This window comes from Priestia sp. J2 (assembly GCF_020790095.1).
Lineage (GTDB): Bacteria > Bacillota > Bacilli > Bacillales > Bacillaceae_H > Priestia > Priestia zanthoxyli.
In genome coordinates, this window is record NZ_CP086208.1 from 1,822,813 (window position 1) to 1,840,255 (window position 17,443).

Annotated in this window: 19 protein-coding genes; 15 read left to right on the forward strand and 4 right to left on the reverse strand. The window is 37.9% G+C overall.

The annotated features are described in order from the left end of the window. Window positions 1-251 precede the first annotated feature (251 nt). From LJY09_RS09185 to LJY09_RS09215, 7 genes are all read left to right on the forward strand, one after another. Window positions 252-449, forward strand: coding sequence for an IDEAL domain-containing protein (locus LJY09_RS09185; protein ID WP_013082792.1), 198 nt, complete (start codon window positions 252-254; stop codon window positions 447-449). A 226-nt stretch (window positions 450-675) separates the two neighbouring features. Beyond that, window positions 676-1,095, forward strand: a complete 420-nt coding sequence (locus LJY09_RS09190; RefSeq protein ID WP_028413689.1) for a universal stress protein — start codon at window positions 676-678, stop codon at window positions 1,093-1,095. 547 nt (window positions 1,096-1,642) lie between these two features. Next, window positions 1,643-3,019, forward strand: coding sequence for a sensor histidine kinase (locus LJY09_RS09195; protein WP_155010205.1), 1,377 nt, complete (start codon window positions 1,643-1,645; stop codon window positions 3,017-3,019). A 1-nt stretch (window position 3,020) separates the two neighbouring features. Next, window positions 3,021-3,701, forward strand: coding sequence for a response regulator transcription factor (locus LJY09_RS09200; protein ID WP_155010204.1), 681 nt, complete (start codon window positions 3,021-3,023; stop codon window positions 3,699-3,701). A gap of 119 nt (window positions 3,702-3,820) precedes the next feature. Beyond that, window positions 3,821-4,153: a metal-sensitive transcriptional regulator gene (locus tag LJY09_RS09205; RefSeq protein WP_155010203.1), complete on the forward strand. Its 333-nt coding sequence runs from the start codon at window positions 3,821-3,823 to the stop codon at window positions 4,151-4,153. A gap of 14 nt (window positions 4,154-4,167) precedes the next feature. Continuing rightward, complete coding sequence (gene copZ / locus LJY09_RS09210) at window positions 4,168-4,374, forward strand: copper chaperone CopZ (RefSeq protein ID WP_013056613.1); 207 nt, start codon at window positions 4,168-4,170, stop codon at window positions 4,372-4,374. 85 nt (window positions 4,375-4,459) lie between these two features. After that, complete coding sequence (locus LJY09_RS09215) at window positions 4,460-6,877, forward strand: heavy metal translocating P-type ATPase (protein ID WP_228307683.1); 2,418 nt, start codon at window positions 4,460-4,462, stop codon at window positions 6,875-6,877. Between the two features lie 138 nt (window positions 6,878-7,015). On the opposite strand, the gene LJY09_RS09220 is transcribed toward LJY09_RS09215, so the two are convergent. Next, window positions 7,016-7,444, reverse strand: a complete 429-nt coding sequence (locus LJY09_RS09220; protein ID WP_155010201.1) for a hypothetical protein — start codon at window positions 7,442-7,444, stop codon at window positions 7,016-7,018. Window positions 7,445-7,672: 228 nt separating this feature from the next. On the opposite strand from LJY09_RS09220, the gene LJY09_RS09225 reads away from it, so the two are divergent. The 4 genes from LJY09_RS09225 (at window position 7,673) to LJY09_RS09240 (ending at window position 10,666) form a co-directional block, all read left to right on the forward strand. Further along, on the forward strand, window positions 7,673-8,230 hold the full coding sequence (locus tag LJY09_RS09225) for a YdhK family protein (protein ID WP_155010200.1): 558 nt from the start codon (window positions 7,673-7,675) through the stop codon (window positions 8,228-8,230). Between the two features lie 194 nt (window positions 8,231-8,424). Continuing rightward, a complete protein-coding gene (locus LJY09_RS09230) occupies window positions 8,425-9,732 on the forward strand; it encodes an MFS transporter (protein ID WP_155010199.1) in 1,308 nt (435 codons plus the stop codon). Between the two features lie 293 nt (window positions 9,733-10,025). Further along, window positions 10,026-10,205, forward strand: coding sequence for a hypothetical protein (locus LJY09_RS09235; RefSeq protein WP_028413682.1), 180 nt, complete (start codon window positions 10,026-10,028; stop codon window positions 10,203-10,205). A 140-nt stretch (window positions 10,206-10,345) separates the two neighbouring features. Further along, entirely contained in the window at window positions 10,346-10,666 is a 321-nt protein-coding gene (locus LJY09_RS09240; RefSeq protein WP_014460509.1) for a 2Fe-2S iron-sulfur cluster-binding protein, read from the forward strand. Between the two features lie 224 nt (window positions 10,667-10,890). On the opposite strand, the gene LJY09_RS09245 is transcribed toward LJY09_RS09240, so the two are convergent. Further along, window positions 10,891-11,457, reverse strand: a complete 567-nt coding sequence (locus LJY09_RS09245; RefSeq protein ID WP_033578741.1) for a peptidoglycan-binding domain-containing protein — start codon at window positions 11,455-11,457, stop codon at window positions 10,891-10,893. A 551-nt stretch (window positions 11,458-12,008) separates the two neighbouring features. Here LJY09_RS09245 and LJY09_RS09250 point away from each other — a divergent pair. Together LJY09_RS09250 and LJY09_RS09255 are read left to right on the forward strand one after the other, a co-directional pair. Continuing rightward, window positions 12,009-13,001, forward strand: a complete 993-nt coding sequence (locus LJY09_RS09250) for a YibE/F family protein (protein WP_033579521.1) — start codon at window positions 12,009-12,011, stop codon at window positions 12,999-13,001. Further along, window positions 12,998-13,774 (forward strand): YibE/F family protein, encoded by a 777-nt coding sequence (locus LJY09_RS09255; RefSeq protein ID WP_155010198.1) that lies wholly within the window; start codon window positions 12,998-13,000, stop codon window positions 13,772-13,774. The genes LJY09_RS09250 and LJY09_RS09255 overlap by 4 nt, the downstream gene beginning before the upstream one ends. A 145-nt stretch (window positions 13,775-13,919) precedes the next feature. On the opposite strand, the gene LJY09_RS09260 is transcribed toward LJY09_RS09255, so the two are convergent. Next, window positions 13,920-14,621, reverse strand: a complete 702-nt coding sequence (locus LJY09_RS09260) for a hypothetical protein (protein WP_155010197.1) — start codon at window positions 14,619-14,621, stop codon at window positions 13,920-13,922. Window positions 14,622-14,693: 72 nt separating this feature from the next. Then, window positions 14,694-15,380 (reverse strand): hypothetical protein, encoded by a 687-nt coding sequence (locus tag LJY09_RS09265; protein ID WP_228307684.1) that lies wholly within the window; start codon window positions 15,378-15,380, stop codon window positions 14,694-14,696. 292 nt (window positions 15,381-15,672) lie between these two features. On the opposite strand from LJY09_RS09265, the gene LJY09_RS09270 reads away from it, so the two are divergent. Together LJY09_RS09270 and LJY09_RS09275 are read left to right on the forward strand one after the other, a co-directional pair. Continuing rightward, window positions 15,673-16,023, forward strand: coding sequence for an ArsR/SmtB family transcription factor (locus LJY09_RS09270; RefSeq protein WP_028413676.1), 351 nt, complete (start codon window positions 15,673-15,675; stop codon window positions 16,021-16,023). Window positions 16,024-16,038: 15 nt separating this feature from the next. Then, window positions 16,039-17,337 (forward strand): arsenical efflux pump membrane protein ArsB, encoded by a 1,299-nt coding sequence (locus LJY09_RS09275; RefSeq protein WP_033578744.1) that lies wholly within the window; start codon window positions 16,039-16,041, stop codon window positions 17,335-17,337. Window positions 17,338-17,443 lie beyond the last annotated feature (106 nt).

The window sequence follows — 17,443 nt, forward strand, 5'->3', positions numbered from 1 at the left end:
TTTGTTATTGTGATGAACGTAGGTTTCGTTTATGGGGGTAGATGCTTCTAGCGGTTGCACGGAAATCAACAGCGGTGTCACAAGCGGTTCAGCTCATGTATCCAATTTGTTTGTCTTTAGATTGAATTGATTTCGCTATGTCTTAATCTCGGTTTTTGGGGGTCAAATTTAAAATGAAAAATAAGAAAAAACATTTGAATAATTATATGATTTCTTATATAATAGCGAAAAGGATGAGGAGTTGACTTGTAATGGAAAACTATACGTCCCGCAAAATGACACGAGAAGAAGTAAAAGTATCAGACGCGACAGCAGCTCAACTAGTGCTAAACAAATCTCTTCGTGACTTTAAAAAAGCACAGCTTTTACTGCAAATCGATCAGTCTTTAGAAAAAAGAGATAAAGAAACTTTTTTACGTTTAACTGAAGAGTTAAAAGAAGTTTGTTAAATAACCTACTAACATAAACAATCAGCCTTTGCTTCTAGTGAGCAAAGGCTTTTCATATGGAAAAAAACGGATAAATGTTTTGTTTTTTCTGAAAGCGGTAAAAGTATAGTATGGATGATAAAGCAAAAATCAAGAAGTCTCTTACTTTATTATTTTTTGCTTTATCATCTACAGCATCTAGATGGTAATACATCATGAAAGAACAAAAAGAGAGAGGGTTCTTGATATGTATAACAAAATCTTAGTCGCCTTTGATGGCTCCGCACCTTCTATTCGTGCTCTTCAACATGCAAGTAAACTAGCTGAAAGCGTAAATGCTAATAAGCTGACAATTGTACATATTAAGGAAAGAATTCACTTGCAGCAGCCTGTTTTTAGCGTTGACTTGGACGCACTGATAGAAGAAGAAAACCGCGATATTTTATCTGAAGCTCACAATCATTTAACTCAATCAGGTATTCCATATGAGGCATACGGTGTAGAAGGCACCGCTTCAAAGAAAATTATTGAATACGCACGTGACAATCAACAAGACGTCATTGTGATAGGAAGCCGAGGAAAGGGCTTTGTTAAAGAGACCTTTCTAGGAAGTGTAAGTCACGAAGTTGCTCAATCCGCAGAATGTCCTGTTATTATTGTTAAATAAAAAGAGGCTGGGGTAAAAGTAGTTTAGTTAAAGAAAAATCCGAACGATGAATCGAGATTCTTGATGAAGAATCCAACTCGTTTGGATTTTTTTATTGGTATGGTGAACGTAGGTTTCATGTATATAGTTGCTTCTAGCAGTTGATTGGAGGGTAAGACGAAGACTCCTGCGGGGAAAGCGGAACAGGTGAGACCCCGCAGGAGCGTAAGCAACGAGGAGGCTCAGCGGCCGCCCGCGGAAAGCGAAGTCTTGCACGGAAATCAACTGCGGTGTGACCAGTAATTTATACTAGCTACCTTATCCAATTTGTTCGTCTTTAGATTAGAGTGATTTTGTTATGTCTCAATCTCTTTTTGCTTTTGGATTATGTATTGCTGCACGCTTCGTAAGTTCGAAATTTGCTGTATGATAAACTTACTTCATACGCTAAGCTGTCAGATACCCGTGGTAAAATGTCAAAGAATAACCGTTATTTAATTAGGTATGTTTTATTCTGCACAGTTTCTTCATTTATTACTTTTATAATGAAAGCAAGGGATGTGAATAAATGAATCGTATTTCTATTAAGCTTGGACTCTTGTTTTTAATGTTCATTTTACTAATTGAAGCCGCTCTCTTTTTCTATTTATATAGCGGTCTTGCCAATACACGAATTTCAGAGGAGCTGCAAAGCTTGCGTTTAAGAGGAAACAGTCACCGGGAAGTATTAGAGAAGCATCATGATTCTGCTACGCTTAACCATGTTGCACTGATGGAATCAGAAGCAGAAACTGATGTTATCATAACGGATAAAACAGGGGAAATTATCAGTTCATCTAGACCTTTAATTCAAGGTGCAAGAAAAGAAGTAGAGAAATGGAAAGGAAGGTCTCTTACATATAAAGGTGAAATTATGCAAGGCGACTGGAAAAGCAAACCTTATATCGCCACGGCATCACCTATTAAAGAAGGCCATCAACAGTTCGGAACGGTTTATATGTTCAAAAACACAAAGGATATTCACGAAATGATTGCGAGACTACAGCATCATTTTTACGTAGCGGGAGCTGTGTCCGTTTTATTTTCCATTGTGACTATTTTTGCTCTGTCTAAATTTATAACTGCTCCTTTAATCAAAATGAAAAAAGCAACAGAGAAGCTGAGTCAAGGAGATTTGTCTGTGAAACTTGGCGCTCATTCAAGAGATGAACTTGGACAATTAGGAATGTCCATTCAGTCGTTAGCGAATGAGCTGCAGCGGTTACGAAAAGAGAGAAATGAATTTTTAAGCAGCATTTCACATGAACTTCAAACTCCTTTGATGTATTTAAAGGGCTATGCAGACGTAGCAAGAAGGCCTTCTAATACACCGGAAGAAAGGGATAAATATCTTGCTATTGTGGAAGAAGAAGCGGGAAGAATTTCACAGTTAGTCAAAGATTTGTTTCAGCTGGCGCAGCTGGATCAGCATACATTTTTTATTCAAAAACAAAAAGTAGAACTGGCTACGTATTTGCACACCATATGCGCGCATTTTCATTTAGCTTTAAAAGAAAAAGAGATGGAGCTGGACATAAGCTGCTCTCAAGGTCTTTATATTTCACTAGATCCTGAAAGATTTCAGCAAGTGATTATCAATTTACTTGATAACGCAATGAAATATTCAAAAGAAGGGACTAAAATCGATTTAATGGTAAAAAAATCAGCCGAATCATTGACAATAACTCTCAAAGATCAAGGCATAGGCATTCCAGAAAAAGATCTGCCTTACGTATTTGATAAGCTGTATCGAGTGGAAAAATCTCGCTCGAGAAAAAGCGGAGGTTACGGATTAGGGTTATCAATTGTAAAGGAGATTGTAGAAGCTCATGAAGGAGAAATAACCATCACAAGCGAGACGGGAAAAGGAACGACTGTAGAGATTGTATTAAGAGAGGATGGATAGGATGCCCACTATTTTATTAGTAGATGATGAAGCAAGGATGCTGGATTTACTAGAACTTTATCTGCTGCCAAACGGATTTACCTGTATAAAGTTTGAAAAGGGAACTGAAGCGCTGCGCTATCTTGATGAAGGTAACAAAGCAGATTTGATGTTATTAGATATTATGATGCCAAGCAAAGATGGGTGGGAGATTTGTCAAAAAGTAAGGAAGATGTCTGATCTACCGGTCATTATGCTCACAGCTCGCAGCCAAACGTTAGATATAGTAAAGGGATTAAATATAGGGGCAGACGACTATATTACTAAACCGTTTAGCGAAGAAGAATTGGTTGCACGCATCAGCGCGGTTCTTAGACGTTCGTTAAAAGAAAAACATGAAGTCACCTACAAAGGGTTAGTATGGAGCAAGGAAGACCACGTATTACAATATAAAAATCAGCACATTCAAGTGACGCCTAAAGAGTTTGAATTGGTGGGGTTACTTCTTCAGCATTTAAATCGTGTGTTCAGCCGGGACGACTTGCTTGTGTTAGTGTGGGGATATGAGGCGGAGATTGGAGATCGTACTATTGACTCCCATGTACGAAATGTTCGGGATAAGCTTAGAAAAGCGGGTTTTCCTGTAGACGAATACCTGCAAACCGTATGGGGAATAGGCTATAAGTGGGTTGATGTTAGTTGAAAATGATATAAGCATAGCTATCGAAATTGGTGAAAAGATAAAGTAAGCAGAAGCGAGCTTTTCTCTTTACATAGGGTAGGGGGGTATAGTATGATGAAGTTATGAAGGGAGGATGTTAGATGGTCGAAGCGAATCACATAAATAGTGAAGAAAAATGTTGTACGATAAATAGTGAAAGAAAAAGTCACCATTCTCCAGAAGTGAAAAAAAATCTAACAAGCCGATTAAATCGAATTGAAGGACAAATTCGAGGAATTAAAGGATTAATTGAAAAAGATACGTATTGTGACGACGTGATTACTCAAATCGCAGCTGCGCAGTCTGCTTTAAATAGTGTAAGTAAAATTTTGCTTGAAGGTCACTTGAAGCATTGCATTGTAGAACGTGTGCAAGCTGGTGATGAAGAAGTAGTGGATGAATTATTAACAACCATTAAACGATTAATGAAATAAAGGAGATGCTAGAAATGGAAAACGTAACATTATCAGTAAAAGGAATGTCTTGCGGTCATTGTGTCAAAGCTGTTGAAGGCGGCGTAGGCGAACTTAATGGCGTTAAAAGCGTAGAAGTAAGCTTAGAAGATGCAAAAGTAACGGTTGCATTTGATCCAAGTCAAGTAACGGTCGAAGATATTAAAGAGGCTATTGATGACCAAGGTTATGACGTAGCATAAACAGCATCGCGTGCGAATACCTTCGCACGCTTGATTTAGGAAAAATATATACCCCTTATAGGTATATAACGGGAGGCGAAACGTGATGGGTGATAAACCAAAAGAAGCCACCTTGCAAATTACAGGTATGACATGTGCAGCGTGCTCTAACCGAATTGAAAAAGGATTAAAAAAAATAGAAGGTGTAAAAGAAGCAAACGTGAATTTGGCTTTGGAAAGATCTACTATCATATTCGATCCGTCTAAAACAAGTCCACAGGCCTTTGAAGAAAAAATCGAAAAGCTTGGGTATGGAGTTGTAAGTGAAAAAGCCGAATTTGCTATTACGGGCATGACGTGCGCCGCTTGTTCGACTCGGATTGAAAAAGGGTTAAACAAATTAGAAGGCGTGACAAAGGCAAGCGTTAACCTTGCTTTAGAAACTGCTTCTGTTGAATACAGCCCTTCTCAAATAGCTCCGCAAGATATAACGCAGCGAGTTGAAAAACTTGGATACGGAGCAAAGCTAAAGTCAGAAGAAAAAGAAGAAGAGCAAAGCTACAGAGAAAAAGAACTCAGTAAACAAAAAGGGAAGTTTTGGTTTTCGTTGATTTTAAGCGTACCGCTATTATGGGCAATGGTTATCCATTTTACGTTTACATCGTTTATTCCTTTGCCTCATATGCTGATGAATCCATGGGTTCAGCTCGCTTTAGCTACGCCTGTTCAGTTCGTGGTAGGGAAGCAATTTTATGTAGGCGCATTTAAAGCTCTGCGTAACAAAAGCGCCAACATGGATGTTTTAGTAGCACTAGGCACAAGCGCAGCTTATTTCTACAGTTTATACTCTTCTCTTAAATCGCTTGGGTCATCTACTCATACAGCTCAGCTTTATTATGAAACGAGCGCTATATTAATTACGCTGATTCTTTTAGGGAAATTGTTTGAAGCAAATGCCAAAGGCCGTTCTTCAGAAGCGATAAAAAAAATGATGGGCTTACAAGCTAAAACGGCCGTTGTAGTAAGAGACGGAGCGGAAGTTGAAATACCAGTGGAAGAAGTGCAAAAAGGCGAAGTTATTTTTATTAAACCTGGTGAAAAAGTACCAGTAGACGGAGAGATTATTGAAGGGCAATCAGCTTTAGATGAGTCTATGCTGACAGGTGAAAGCGTACCGGTAGATAAAAACATTGGAGATAAAGTAATCGGAGCTACACTCAATAAAAATGGTTTTCTAAAAATAAAAGCTACGAACATTGGAAAAGAGACGGCGCTTGCGCAAATTATTAAAGTAGTAGAAGAAGCGCAAGGGTCTAAAGCGCCTATTCAGCGATTAGCTGACTATATTTCGGGTATATTCGTGCCAATTGTAGTCGGAATTGCTCTTCTTACTTTCTTTGTTTGGTATATTTGGATTGCGCCTGGCGAATTTGCGCCGGCTTTAGAGAAACTTATTGCTGTACTAGTGATTGCATGTCCATGCGCGTTAGGCTTAGCTACTCCAACTTCCATTATGGCGGGGTCGGGCCGTGCAGCAGAATTTGGTATTTTATTCAAAGGCGGCGAGCATTTAGAAGCAACGCATAAAATCGATACGATTCTTTTAGATAAAACGGGAACTGTGACAAATGGAACCCCCGAGTTAACCGATGTGCGTATTGCACAAGGATACAAAGAAAATGAGCTATTACAGTTAGTTGCATCGGCTGAGCGTTTATCAGAGCACCCTCTAGCTCAAGCACTCGTAGCAGGTATAAAAAATAAAGGTATAGAGATTCAAGACCCATTATCTTTTGAAGCTATTCCAGGATATGGAGTAAAAGCAACTGTACAAGAGCGAGAGCTGTTAGTGGGAACAAGAAAGCTTATGAACCAGTATAAAGTGAATATTGATACAGCCTTAGAAGAAATGACAAATTTAGAACGAGAAGGAAAAACGGCCATGCTCGTTGCTCTGGACGGAAAATATGCCGGCATGCTTGCTGTTGCAGATACCATTAAAGCAACTTCTAAAGAAGCAGTTTCCAGGTTAAAAGAAATGGGCTTAGAAGTGATGATGATTACAGGTGATAATCGTCAAACAGCTCAGGCTATTGCGATGCAAGCGGGTATTGAGCATGTTATAGCAGAAGTGTTGCCAGAAGGAAAAGCAGAAGAAGTGAAAAAGCTTCAGCAGCAAGGTAAAAAAGTCGCAATGGTAGGAGACGGTATTAACGATGCTCCTGCACTTGCGTTAGCTGATATTGGAATGGCCATCGGAACAGGAACGGATGTAGCGATGGAAGCCGCTGATATTACGCTGATGCGAGGAGACTTGATGAGCATTGCAGATGCGATTGAAATGAGTAGAAAAACGATTTCTAATATTAAGCAAAACTTATTCTGGGCAATGGGCTACAACACCCTTGGTATTCCAATTGCAGCAGTTGGGCTGTTAGCTCCTTGGGTCGCTGGAGCCGCGATGGCCTTTAGTTCTGTATCGGTTGTATTAAATGCACTGCGATTGCAGAGAGTGAGGCTATAAGATATGAAAAAGTGGATCATCTCAGCTATTTTGTACGTGCTCGCAGTCATAGCAGTATATGCTATGTGGGCAATATAAACTAAAAAATATTGGAGTCATCGAGCCACTCTCGGTGAAAGTGATCCAAAAGCAAAGCTGCTAAAGAATATTCTTTAGCAGCTTTGTTAGGTGCAAGGAATTTTTTTGGCTTAATTCATACCCTTTAAGATGAAGGTCCTCGGGATACTTTTGATGAGCAATTAACACATCGCGTCCATCATCCATAATCCAAATGAAATAATGACGGCTAGAACCATCTCCATAGGTAATGGTCATTTTGCAATCAATACTCCCAGCAGATTCTTCATCTAAGAGAATGTTCATATGCTGTGCCTTTTTTATACTATTGGTGAATGCATTCATATCTTGTTCATCGATAAATGTTTTGAGCGTTTTCATTTTAATGGACGTTACTTCTATCTTTTGTACGCTGGATGAGAGCGTGGAGTGTGCAGAAGCAAAGGGGGCTCCCATCACCAAGCTAAACGCAAGTAAGAGTGAGGATAGAGCAAAGCGTATTTTTAGCATGTTTCTTTCCTCCTTTTATTTTTATACTTTTTCCTTGTGGTAAGTGTTTCATACGAAGGCCTTTTTTAGGCACAGGAATTTTTTGTACCCAATTACCTTCATCTTCACAAAATCTGCACAAAGTCTGGCTACAATAAAGAAAAGTAGAAGAGTAGGCAAAGATAAGTTGTTTTTAAGGATTAAATGATTTTTATTTTAAAATTTATTATGTGGAAAAGAGGGACTGTTATGAAAAAACAGCTATTTATTCTTGGTGCATCTGTCATTATTGGACTAAGCGGATGCGGAAACGATTCTAGTCATGAAAAGCCTTCAACTGACAAAAACGAATCCATGCACGATCATTCAGAGATGAATCACTCTAGTTCAGGAGAGGTTCCAAAAGGATTAAAGCAAGCTGAGAATCCAACATATAAAGTTGGAGATAAAGCCGTTATAAAAGCAGATCATATGAAAGGCATGAACGGGGCTGAAGCAACAATTGTTGGTGCTTACGCCACTACGGCCTATACCGTTTCGTATACGCCAAAGACTGGCGGAAAAAAAGTAAAAAATCATAAGTGGGTTATTCAAGAAGAAATAAAAGATGCGGGTAACGAACAGTTAAAGCCAGGTAGCGAAGTGACGCTTGAAGCAGATCATATGAAAGGTATGAAAGGGGCAAAAGCAACGATCGATTCAGCCGAAAAAACAACGGTATATATGGTAGACTACACGCCGACTACAGGCGGAGAGAAAGTGAAAAATCATAAGTGGGTAACCGAAAGTGAACTTTCAACCAAATAGACTGTTAGCGAGAAAAGCCTAAGAATAGATGTATTCTTAGGCTTTTTTTGTTCGCTTCTTGTTTTATGTTTTATAATGATGAATTTCTGACATGATGTATGAAGAAAACTCATGTTTCTTTCAAAAGAAGTTGCGGTATTAAGTAGAATGCTACGGTAATAAAACGAACAAACTACTGATGAAAGGAGCTAGCTATGAGTGAACATACAGTAAAGCGAACAGGACGCACACGATGGTTCATTTCATCTTTGTTAAGCAGTATGATTATTTTAAACTATTTTGATCGTGTAGCGGTGTCAGTGGCCGCTCCTGCAATACAAGATGCATTTCACTTAACGGGAACAGAGCTCGGAATTGTCTTTTCTATTTATACGTATTCTTATACGATCATGCAAATACCTGCCGGAAGCTTACTTGATCGGTTCGGAGTAGCATGGGTGACAAGAGTCGGTATGGTGATTTGGAGTTTATTAACGATGTCGATGGCTTTTTTGCAAGGAAAACTTCTTCTCTATATTATCCGGTTTTTAATAGGAATAATGAGTGCTTCTGCATTTCCGGCAGCATCAAAAGCTACGTCGCTATGGTTTCCTCCAAATGAAAGAAGCTTACCAAATTCTTTGTTTGATTCAGCGGCCAAATTTTCAAATGTACTTGGCGCGCCTCTTGTAGCATTTCTCATCACCAAATTTGATTGGCGCACAGCATTTTTATCCATTGGAATTATAAACGTGCTGTTTACGCTGCTGTTTTGGTTTTATTACGAAAAGCCAGAAAAGCATAGACGCATATCAGATGATGAGTTGAAGTATATTCAAGAAAATAATCTAAATGCAAACGATGAGCAAACATCAAAATTTTTACATACCTTAAAAGTATTATTTACGAATCGGAAAGTTTGGGGGCTAATGATTGGGTTTACAGGCTATGGATATACGTTTAATTTACTGTTAACGTGGCTGCCAACTTTTTTAAAAGAAAAATACGGTATGGATATCATGTCATCGGGCCTGCTTACGGCAGTACCTTGGCTAATTGCTACATTTGCTGGCATTTTAGTTGGCGGATGGCTTGTTGATTACCTTATAAAAAAAGGGTATAACAGTCAAAACGTATATCGTACGATCATTGTAGTAGGGTTATGCTTAGGGTTTGTGTTTTTAGGCTCTATTTTCACCGATAATGTCGTCGTAGCGATGATTTGTATTTCGATTGGACTGGCAGGTATATCTGCAACGGCACCAATCGGCTGGTCTATTTCCGCTGAAATTGCGCCTGCAGGCTCTATTTCTCTTCTCAGTTCTATTGTTAATTTAGCTAATAATTTGTTTGGTGGAATTATAGCTACAGCTTTAACGGGATATCTTTTGGATAAAACTGGTTCTTTTAATCTAAGCTTTATTGTAGCGGGAATTGTATTGTTGCTAGGGTTAATTTTTTATATTTACGTGCTGGGAGATATTAAACAAATTAAAATTCCAAAAAATCAACGTACGAAGTAAAACCCCATGACTCGTTATGGGGTTTTACTTTTGATTATAAATAACGACCTTGCTCATGCATTTAGTCATGTGAAAAAGTCTAGTCTTCTGATCTGACGCTATTAAGAAAAGAAACAAGGTGAGTTTGTTTGTTTGAAACATGCGATAGGGACTTGTTTTAAAATAGCATTGTTGGTATAGCATGTTCTTAAAAAGGTTAAGATGGTTTTTATGAAGAAATTCTATGTCTATTTTTGTGATTTCAGCAGAAGTAGACATGAATCGCACTATAAAAAATAGAAAGGCAGAGGAACATGAATCATAAAGAAAGTGAAACCAATACTGAGTTAAATCAAAGTCATTTGTTAAAGGAACCTCAGCGCATAGAATTATCTAAGTACCAAATTTTAAAAGCACTGATACCTGTTATTATACTTGGGCTTGTCGTTTTAGTGGCCGTATTACAAAATGATGGTCTTCTTAATTGGATTTAGGCATGTAAAAGGAGCTTGCAACGTACAACAGACGTCGCAATCAGTAGAAATAATGGATTGCAACTTAGGCATGCAATAAAAAAACTGCATAGAGTGTAATTCAAATCGCTTGTACACAGTAGAGGGAAAGAGGGAGATACATGCCAAGAGTAACCGTTTTAGGACACGGAAGTTTTGAAGTGGAAAAAGGAAAAAAGCTTGTCTTGGCACTTGAAGACAACGGTATAAACATTCTTCATCGGTGCGGCGGAAAAGCCAAATGCACAACTTGCAGGGTAGAAGTGCTCGAAGGTGAATATTGTGACTTAACAAACGCAGAGAAAAATGCATACTCAGAAAGTTCAATTGAAGATCATTTGCGCTTATCATGCCAAATTCGTGTAAATGAAGATGTCACCGTTCGGCCAATACTAACGGTAGAAAGCTCAGGACGAGAAGCAGGACCTCGACCCGCAGAGTAGCCATGTAATTGCAAAAAGCAGCGTGTGGAATGTTTACATGCTGCTTTTTGTATGTTTACTTAAAAAAATAACAAGAACAGCTACGGGGAGTAGCAGCTGTTCTTGTTCAAGTAAAATACCTACGGAATGATTCCTTTAAATTTTAGCATTCTGTAAGGCGGGCAGTAAATCACTCAAAAGAGTGATTATAAAGGCTTTTTTCGAACCGTTATCTGCAAATAGATTTAATTGGATTCTTCAATCACATCTCCACTTTTGTAAATATGATACCAGCCTATGGTACCTGATCCCCCTTGATCCATCCAGTCTTTATTTTTTGCTACGAATCTATAGTAAGCTTTATCGTTGTTATCTTTCCGTAAGCGGTCGTCTGTACTGAAGACAATGTTGTCACCGAGTTCTTTTTTACCGAATGCAATAGCCGTGCTGACAGGAAATTGCTTTCTTTCTACCTTGTTCTCATCTAAAGCTGCCCATGTTAAGGGACCAACAATACCATCTGGAGACAAGCGGTGATCGGTTTGAAATTCTTTTACTACATTTTGCGTTCGCGTACCGAAAATGCCATCAACTGATGTGTTATACTTCACATCCTTTAAACTTTGCTGTAAGTCTCTTACGTAGCTAGAGTGGGAACCTTTACGAAGCGTAGGCCTCGTTTCTGCTTTAGCTTCAATTTTTTGTGAGTAGGCATCTTTAGCAGCTGCTTCAGTAGTTGGAGTGCTGAATGCTACGCATGTTGTTGCAAGCGTAAGAGTAGAAAGCATGACAAGTGTTTTTTTCGTTAACATGAAATAACCTCCTTGTTTTTAGCAACTATTTGTCGCTTTTCATGAGCTTTATAACTAATTAGTAGCTATAAAGTCAACTTATTATAGCGCAGCCAGTTTTCTATTTGTTTTTATATTCCTATGATTATATAAGATAGTCATAAAAAACTAGTGAAGTAGATAAATCGTTCTATGTTTTCACTATAATTTCATTTTTCTCTGATACAGTACGGAAGGGAAAAAACAGTAGGTTTAAGCGTCTTGTGTACTTGGAGTATGTCTTGCTCTATAACGCTCATAATAAACGAATGAAAAGACTGCAAAGGGAATTTGGATCTCTTTGCAGTCTCTTCATGTTCAAAAGCTCTGCGTTCAACTGATAACCAGAAAGGAAAGTATTTATGTCTACTTTGTATGCTCAGCACATAAGGAACCTTTTTTCGAAAATAAAGTCCAATAAGTCATCACGGAAACAAATTTTTCTCTACATATTAGGGATTTGCTGTTTGTGTATAGCGCTCGTTGTAACAAACCACAATTATTCTCTTTATAAAAAACCAATAGCTGAGGTAGTGAAGACGAATGTTGTAGAAAAAAACAAATCTGCTGATTTAAATCATAACAAAGATACCGTATACTCTCAGGAAATTGTTGCTAAAATAATGAACGGAAAATATAAAGGAAGGCTTATCCATTTAGAGAATACGTACTCGTATTCAGGTGCTTATGATCAAAAGTATACTGTCGGAACAGATCTTTTTGTCTCCTTAGAAAAGAATTCACAGCATGCTCTAAATGGAACGATTGAAGGAGTGAAGCGGGACAAGCAGGTTACCGCTGTCGCTGGTTTATTTATATTAATTTTGCTGGCTATTGGAAGAAAACAAGGTTTTTATTCAATCATTAGCTTATTTATTAATATTGTTCTTTTAATCGGGGCCCTCAATGTATATTTAGCACTAGGAAATGTGAGCTTGCTAGCTGTATGTATGGTAGCTGTCGTTCTTTTTACGGTTATTTCTTTGTTATTAGTAAGCGGTAATAAAGAAAAAACGCATGTAGCGATTATTTCAACTTTAATAGGTACATTTGTTTCTCTTTTAATCGCGTATGGTGTCATGCAACTGACAGATTCTAATGGCCTTCATTATGAAGGAATGGAGTTTGTAACGATTCCTCCTCAAAAAATATTTATGAGTGAGGTATTAATAGGATCTTTAGGAGCTGTTATGGATGTAGCGATTACGATTACTTCTTCTGTCTATGAACTATATGAAAAAAATAAAGAGATTGCGCGCAAAGATTTACTGAAATCAGGCAAAGAAATTGGCGGAGACATCATGGGAGCTATGACGAATATTTTATTTTTTTCATATATAAGCGGAACAATCCCAATGGTTCTTCTTTATTTAAAGAATGGCTCTCCTTTAGGATATACGTTTTCGATGAATTTCTCCTTGGAGTTAATCCGTGCTCTTACTGGCAGCATTGGTATTGTGTTAACGATTCCCATTACACTCTATCTTTCGATTCTTTTTATTTTTAGAAAGGGGAACAGAAAGTGAACGTTTTACTATTGCTTGCTCTTATTTTATTTATTCTGATGAGTATTGTGGGCGGAAAAAAAGGAATCCGGTCTTTCCTTGCGCTGTTCTTGAATTTTGGCGTTATTTTTCTCACCATTCTCTTTATGCTGTCTATAAAAAATACGATTGTTGTTACGTTAATCGCTTGTACAATCATTAGCTGCATTAATTTATTTTATATTAATAAATTCAATCATAAAACGCTTGCTGCGTTTGTTTCAACGATTATTACCTTGGCCGTTTTAGTACTCTTTATTTTTATCATTGAACATCATGCCATGATTCAAGGGTTCGGCGAAGAACAAGAAGAAGAGATTAACGCTTTTTCACTTTACGTGGGAATTGACTTTGCTAAAATAGCCATTTGTACAATTATTATGGGAGCCATAGGAGCGATTATTGATATTTCGCTATCTATTTCATCTTCTATGAATGAATTATTTGTTCATGATCCGTCCGTAACTAAAAAAAGTCTCTTTAATTCAGGACTGAAAATTGGAAGAGATATTTTAGGCACCACAACCAATACACTGTATTTTGCATTTGTAGGGGGATATTTGACTTTAATTATATGGTTTAAGAGATTGTCGTATTCGTTTGGAGATATTATCAATTCAAAAACCTTTTGTGCAGAAGTCATTTCTATCTTAAGCGGAGGTATTGGTGTAGCCATTATTATTCCAATTACTTCTTGGATTAGTGCCTCTATTTTTTTACAAAAAAGAGAAAAAGCGAACCATATGTACAAATAAAAAACAGAAAAATCATAAGAAAATGCCCATTTAACTGGTAGTCAGTAATATTTGGATGGGCATTCACATTATTTGTGGAATGTTGAAAAGAAACTTGATGGAGGCTGGAAGTTATAGTTGAACGAAGCATTATTCTCTATTTTTCTCACTGATAGATAATACGAAAAGGCCAAGAAGCAGAATTTACAGGAGAAGCAGCTTTTACAAGGACGGTCTCACCGTTAGCTGGAATTACATTTTTAAAAGCATAAATTCTACGTTCACCTCTTGGAGATCCAGGTCCTCTGGAGGTCTTTTGAGGTATAATATTTCGTTCGTTTTTTGGGTCAAGTATCCAGTGTACGTACCAAATCTGACGTAAAAATTGTCTATTTGTACTTTGCGGACGTTCATCAAATATACAGTGATTCACTTGGCCTGTCCAATATAGATATCGCCCGTTTCCTATATGCCATTCATCTCCTGACCGATATCTGATTCCTACACATTCACCGGGGTAGATAACATTGGGAATGTTGTAATGATTTTCTCTTTGGCAACTAGGGTCACTATATTGTGTATAAGGCGTAACTTCTACTTTTTCCAATTGATTTTTTCTAAAATACAAATATTGCTGCGTGACTTGCCCTGTCGTTCGGTTTACGGCTCGGTGGCTAAGTAGAATACCGTTATAAGTCTGTAACTTTGTGTTATCGATGCTTCTTGTAACCGTTAAGATACCGGCATTTGAGCTTATGACGCCCCCTACTAATCTTCCATTATGAACACAGTACCCGTTTCTGCAAGAGGCACCGGCATTAGCTCGATATAGAACTCCTACGCATGTCCCACTATTAATTAAAGTCAATTATATTCACCTCGCATTCCAACTTGTTTTATAGAAATAGCTTTCGAAAGTGCTTTTCGGTTGAAACTCTTTCTATAAATCATCCGGGCCGTATCGATAGGAAGGCTGTGTTTGAATAAAATAGCCATTTCGCACTTGAGCTATCCAGTTTTGAAATATTTCTCTCCATTCAACACGGTTAAAAAACTCATCAAGCGGCTTTGAAGAATCCCATTCAATGATAAAGAACGGAACTACTGATGGATTCCATACGCCTATACTATTGACACCTGATTCTTTGATAAGAAGTAAAGGCAGGCCTCGTTGGTAACCCATGCTTGGCTCTATTTGTAAAAACGGAGCACCTTCCCATGATGGTGGCGGAGGTGTACCGCCGGGAATATTCGTCATGGTATAATTGGCGAAGACTTGCTGCATATTCACCGCAATCAATCCATAGCTAGAGAGGATCATTCGGCGAACGCTTGTAATCGTTTTATTAGGATATTGCTCCGTATCAGGCAGTGTACGAGGGAAAAGAAGAGCACGTTCAATTTCATCAATTAAACGATTAAGAAATCTTGTTTGAGTAGCATTAAGCATAGAAGGGTGGCTGAGGAATACAGGGATTTTATAAGCTCTATCGGCTGTATTTTTTAAAGGGATTTTAGGGGCAGCAGAGGGGGATACTTTATCGTCTCTAAGAGAGTAAGGCTTGTCTACATAATATTTACCATCTTGCGGATTATAATAGGAATAATGTTTTTTAATCGTAATCATCCTTTCTTATTTTTCTCTATATTTTATTCAGATAGACAAAATAAGTATGTATGTTTGTCCAAGGACATTAGGAGCATTTTTACGAGAAAACATACCTATAGTATCGTATGCTAGATTTGACTTAAATTAGTAGGGAAAATACTTCCTTAAATCCAATCCTTAAACAACTACTAAATCACTTTTAGTTCACTAAAAAATTGTAAATCAGTTAGAAATCAATTATAGTAATGAAGCATTAATACATAAGCCCATTATTATACATCAGCTGAAAGGGAGTAGGAGGTGTTCATTAATGAGTACAAAATCTATAGATAGTATTGAAAAGGCAGCCCAAATCTTAAAATTGTTGGGAGATAAAACAAGGCTTTCGATGGTGAAATTAATAGAGAACAATGAATGCTGTGTGTGTGAATTCGTAGATATCTATCAAGCTAGCCAACCTTCAATTAGTCAACATTTGCGAAAATTAAGAGATGCTGAGCTTGTGAAGGAAAGAAGAAAAGGGCAATGGGTTTTTTATTCTCTTAATAAGGAAAGCCAGTACTATAAATTTGTTCTGGGTATACTTGAATCTGTACCAAGTCAGGACGAACGTTTAAAAGAGCTAGAAAAACAAGGACTGCGTATTAGTTGTTGTGAATAATTGGAGGTTTAAACAGTGGCATCGGTTGTACTAGCATCATTGATTTTTTTAGTAACACTAATTTTTGTCATTTGGCAGCCGAAGAATTTGTCAATCGGCTGGTCGGCTTGCGGGGGAGCTATCCTTGCTTTACTGGCAGGCGTTGTTGATTTTCAAGACGTTCTTGAGGTAACCAGCATTGTGTGGAATGCGACTCTTACGTTTATTGCTATTATTATTATTTCTTTAATTTTAGATGAAATTGGTTTCTTTGAATGGGCAGCGCTTCATATGGCTAGAGCTGCAGGAGGGAACGGCGTGCGTATGTTTGTCTACGTATCTCTTCTTGGAGCCGTTGTAGCAGCGCTATTTGCTAATGACGGAGCAGCTTTGATTTTAACACCCATTGTTTTAGCCATGGTTCGGGCATTAAAGTTCGACGATAAAATGGTTTTTCCGTTTATTATCGCAAGTGGATTTATTGCGGATACAACTTCGCTGCCGCTTGTTGTTAGTAACTTAGTGAATATCGTATCAGCCGACTTCTTTGGCATTAGCTTTTCTGAATTTGCATCACGCATGATTGTTCCAGATTTAGTTTCTCTGTTTGCAAGTATTATGGTCTTGTATCTGTATTTCCGCAAAAGAATTCCTAAGAAATACAATGTAGCAGATTTGCAGAAGCCAGTGGATGCCATCAAAGATGAAAAGATGTTCCGGCTATCTGGAATTGTCTTAGTTTTGCTAGTGCTAGGCTATTTAATTGGGGAATTCTTTAGCGTCCCCGTTTCGATCATCGCAGGTATTATTGCTATTCTGTTTTTGATGATGGCAAAAAAAAGCCGAGCGGTTCATACAAAAAAAGTGCTAAAGGGAGCTCCATGGGCGATTGTCTTTTTCTCTATCGGCATGTATGTCGTTGTATACGGCTTACGTAATGCTGGTTTAACAGAAATTCTGGCTGATGTGATCCAAGCAACGGCTAGTCATGGACTGTTTGCGGCAACAATTGGCATGGGATTCACTGCCGCTATTCTTTCATCAATTATGAACAATATGCCAACCGTTATGATTGATGCACTAGCAATCGATGCAACACACGCAGCTGGCACAATCAAGGAAGCGCTCGTTTATGCAAACGTCATTGGATCGGATTTAGGTCCGAAAATTACCCCGATTGGTTCTTTAGCAACGCTTTTATGGCTTCATGTTCTGTCAACAAAAGGCGTGAAAATTTCCTGGGGAACGTATCTTAAAACGGGTATTATTTTAACGATTCCGACATTGTTTATTACGCTTGTTGGTTTGTATATTTGGCTATTAATTATTTCATAACATGTCCTAAAAGAGATGTGTTTCAGTCAATAGGATAATCGCTGTTATTAGAAAATTTTAGATGTGTATCGAAGCTGTAGAAAATAATCTACAGCTTTTTTATTGA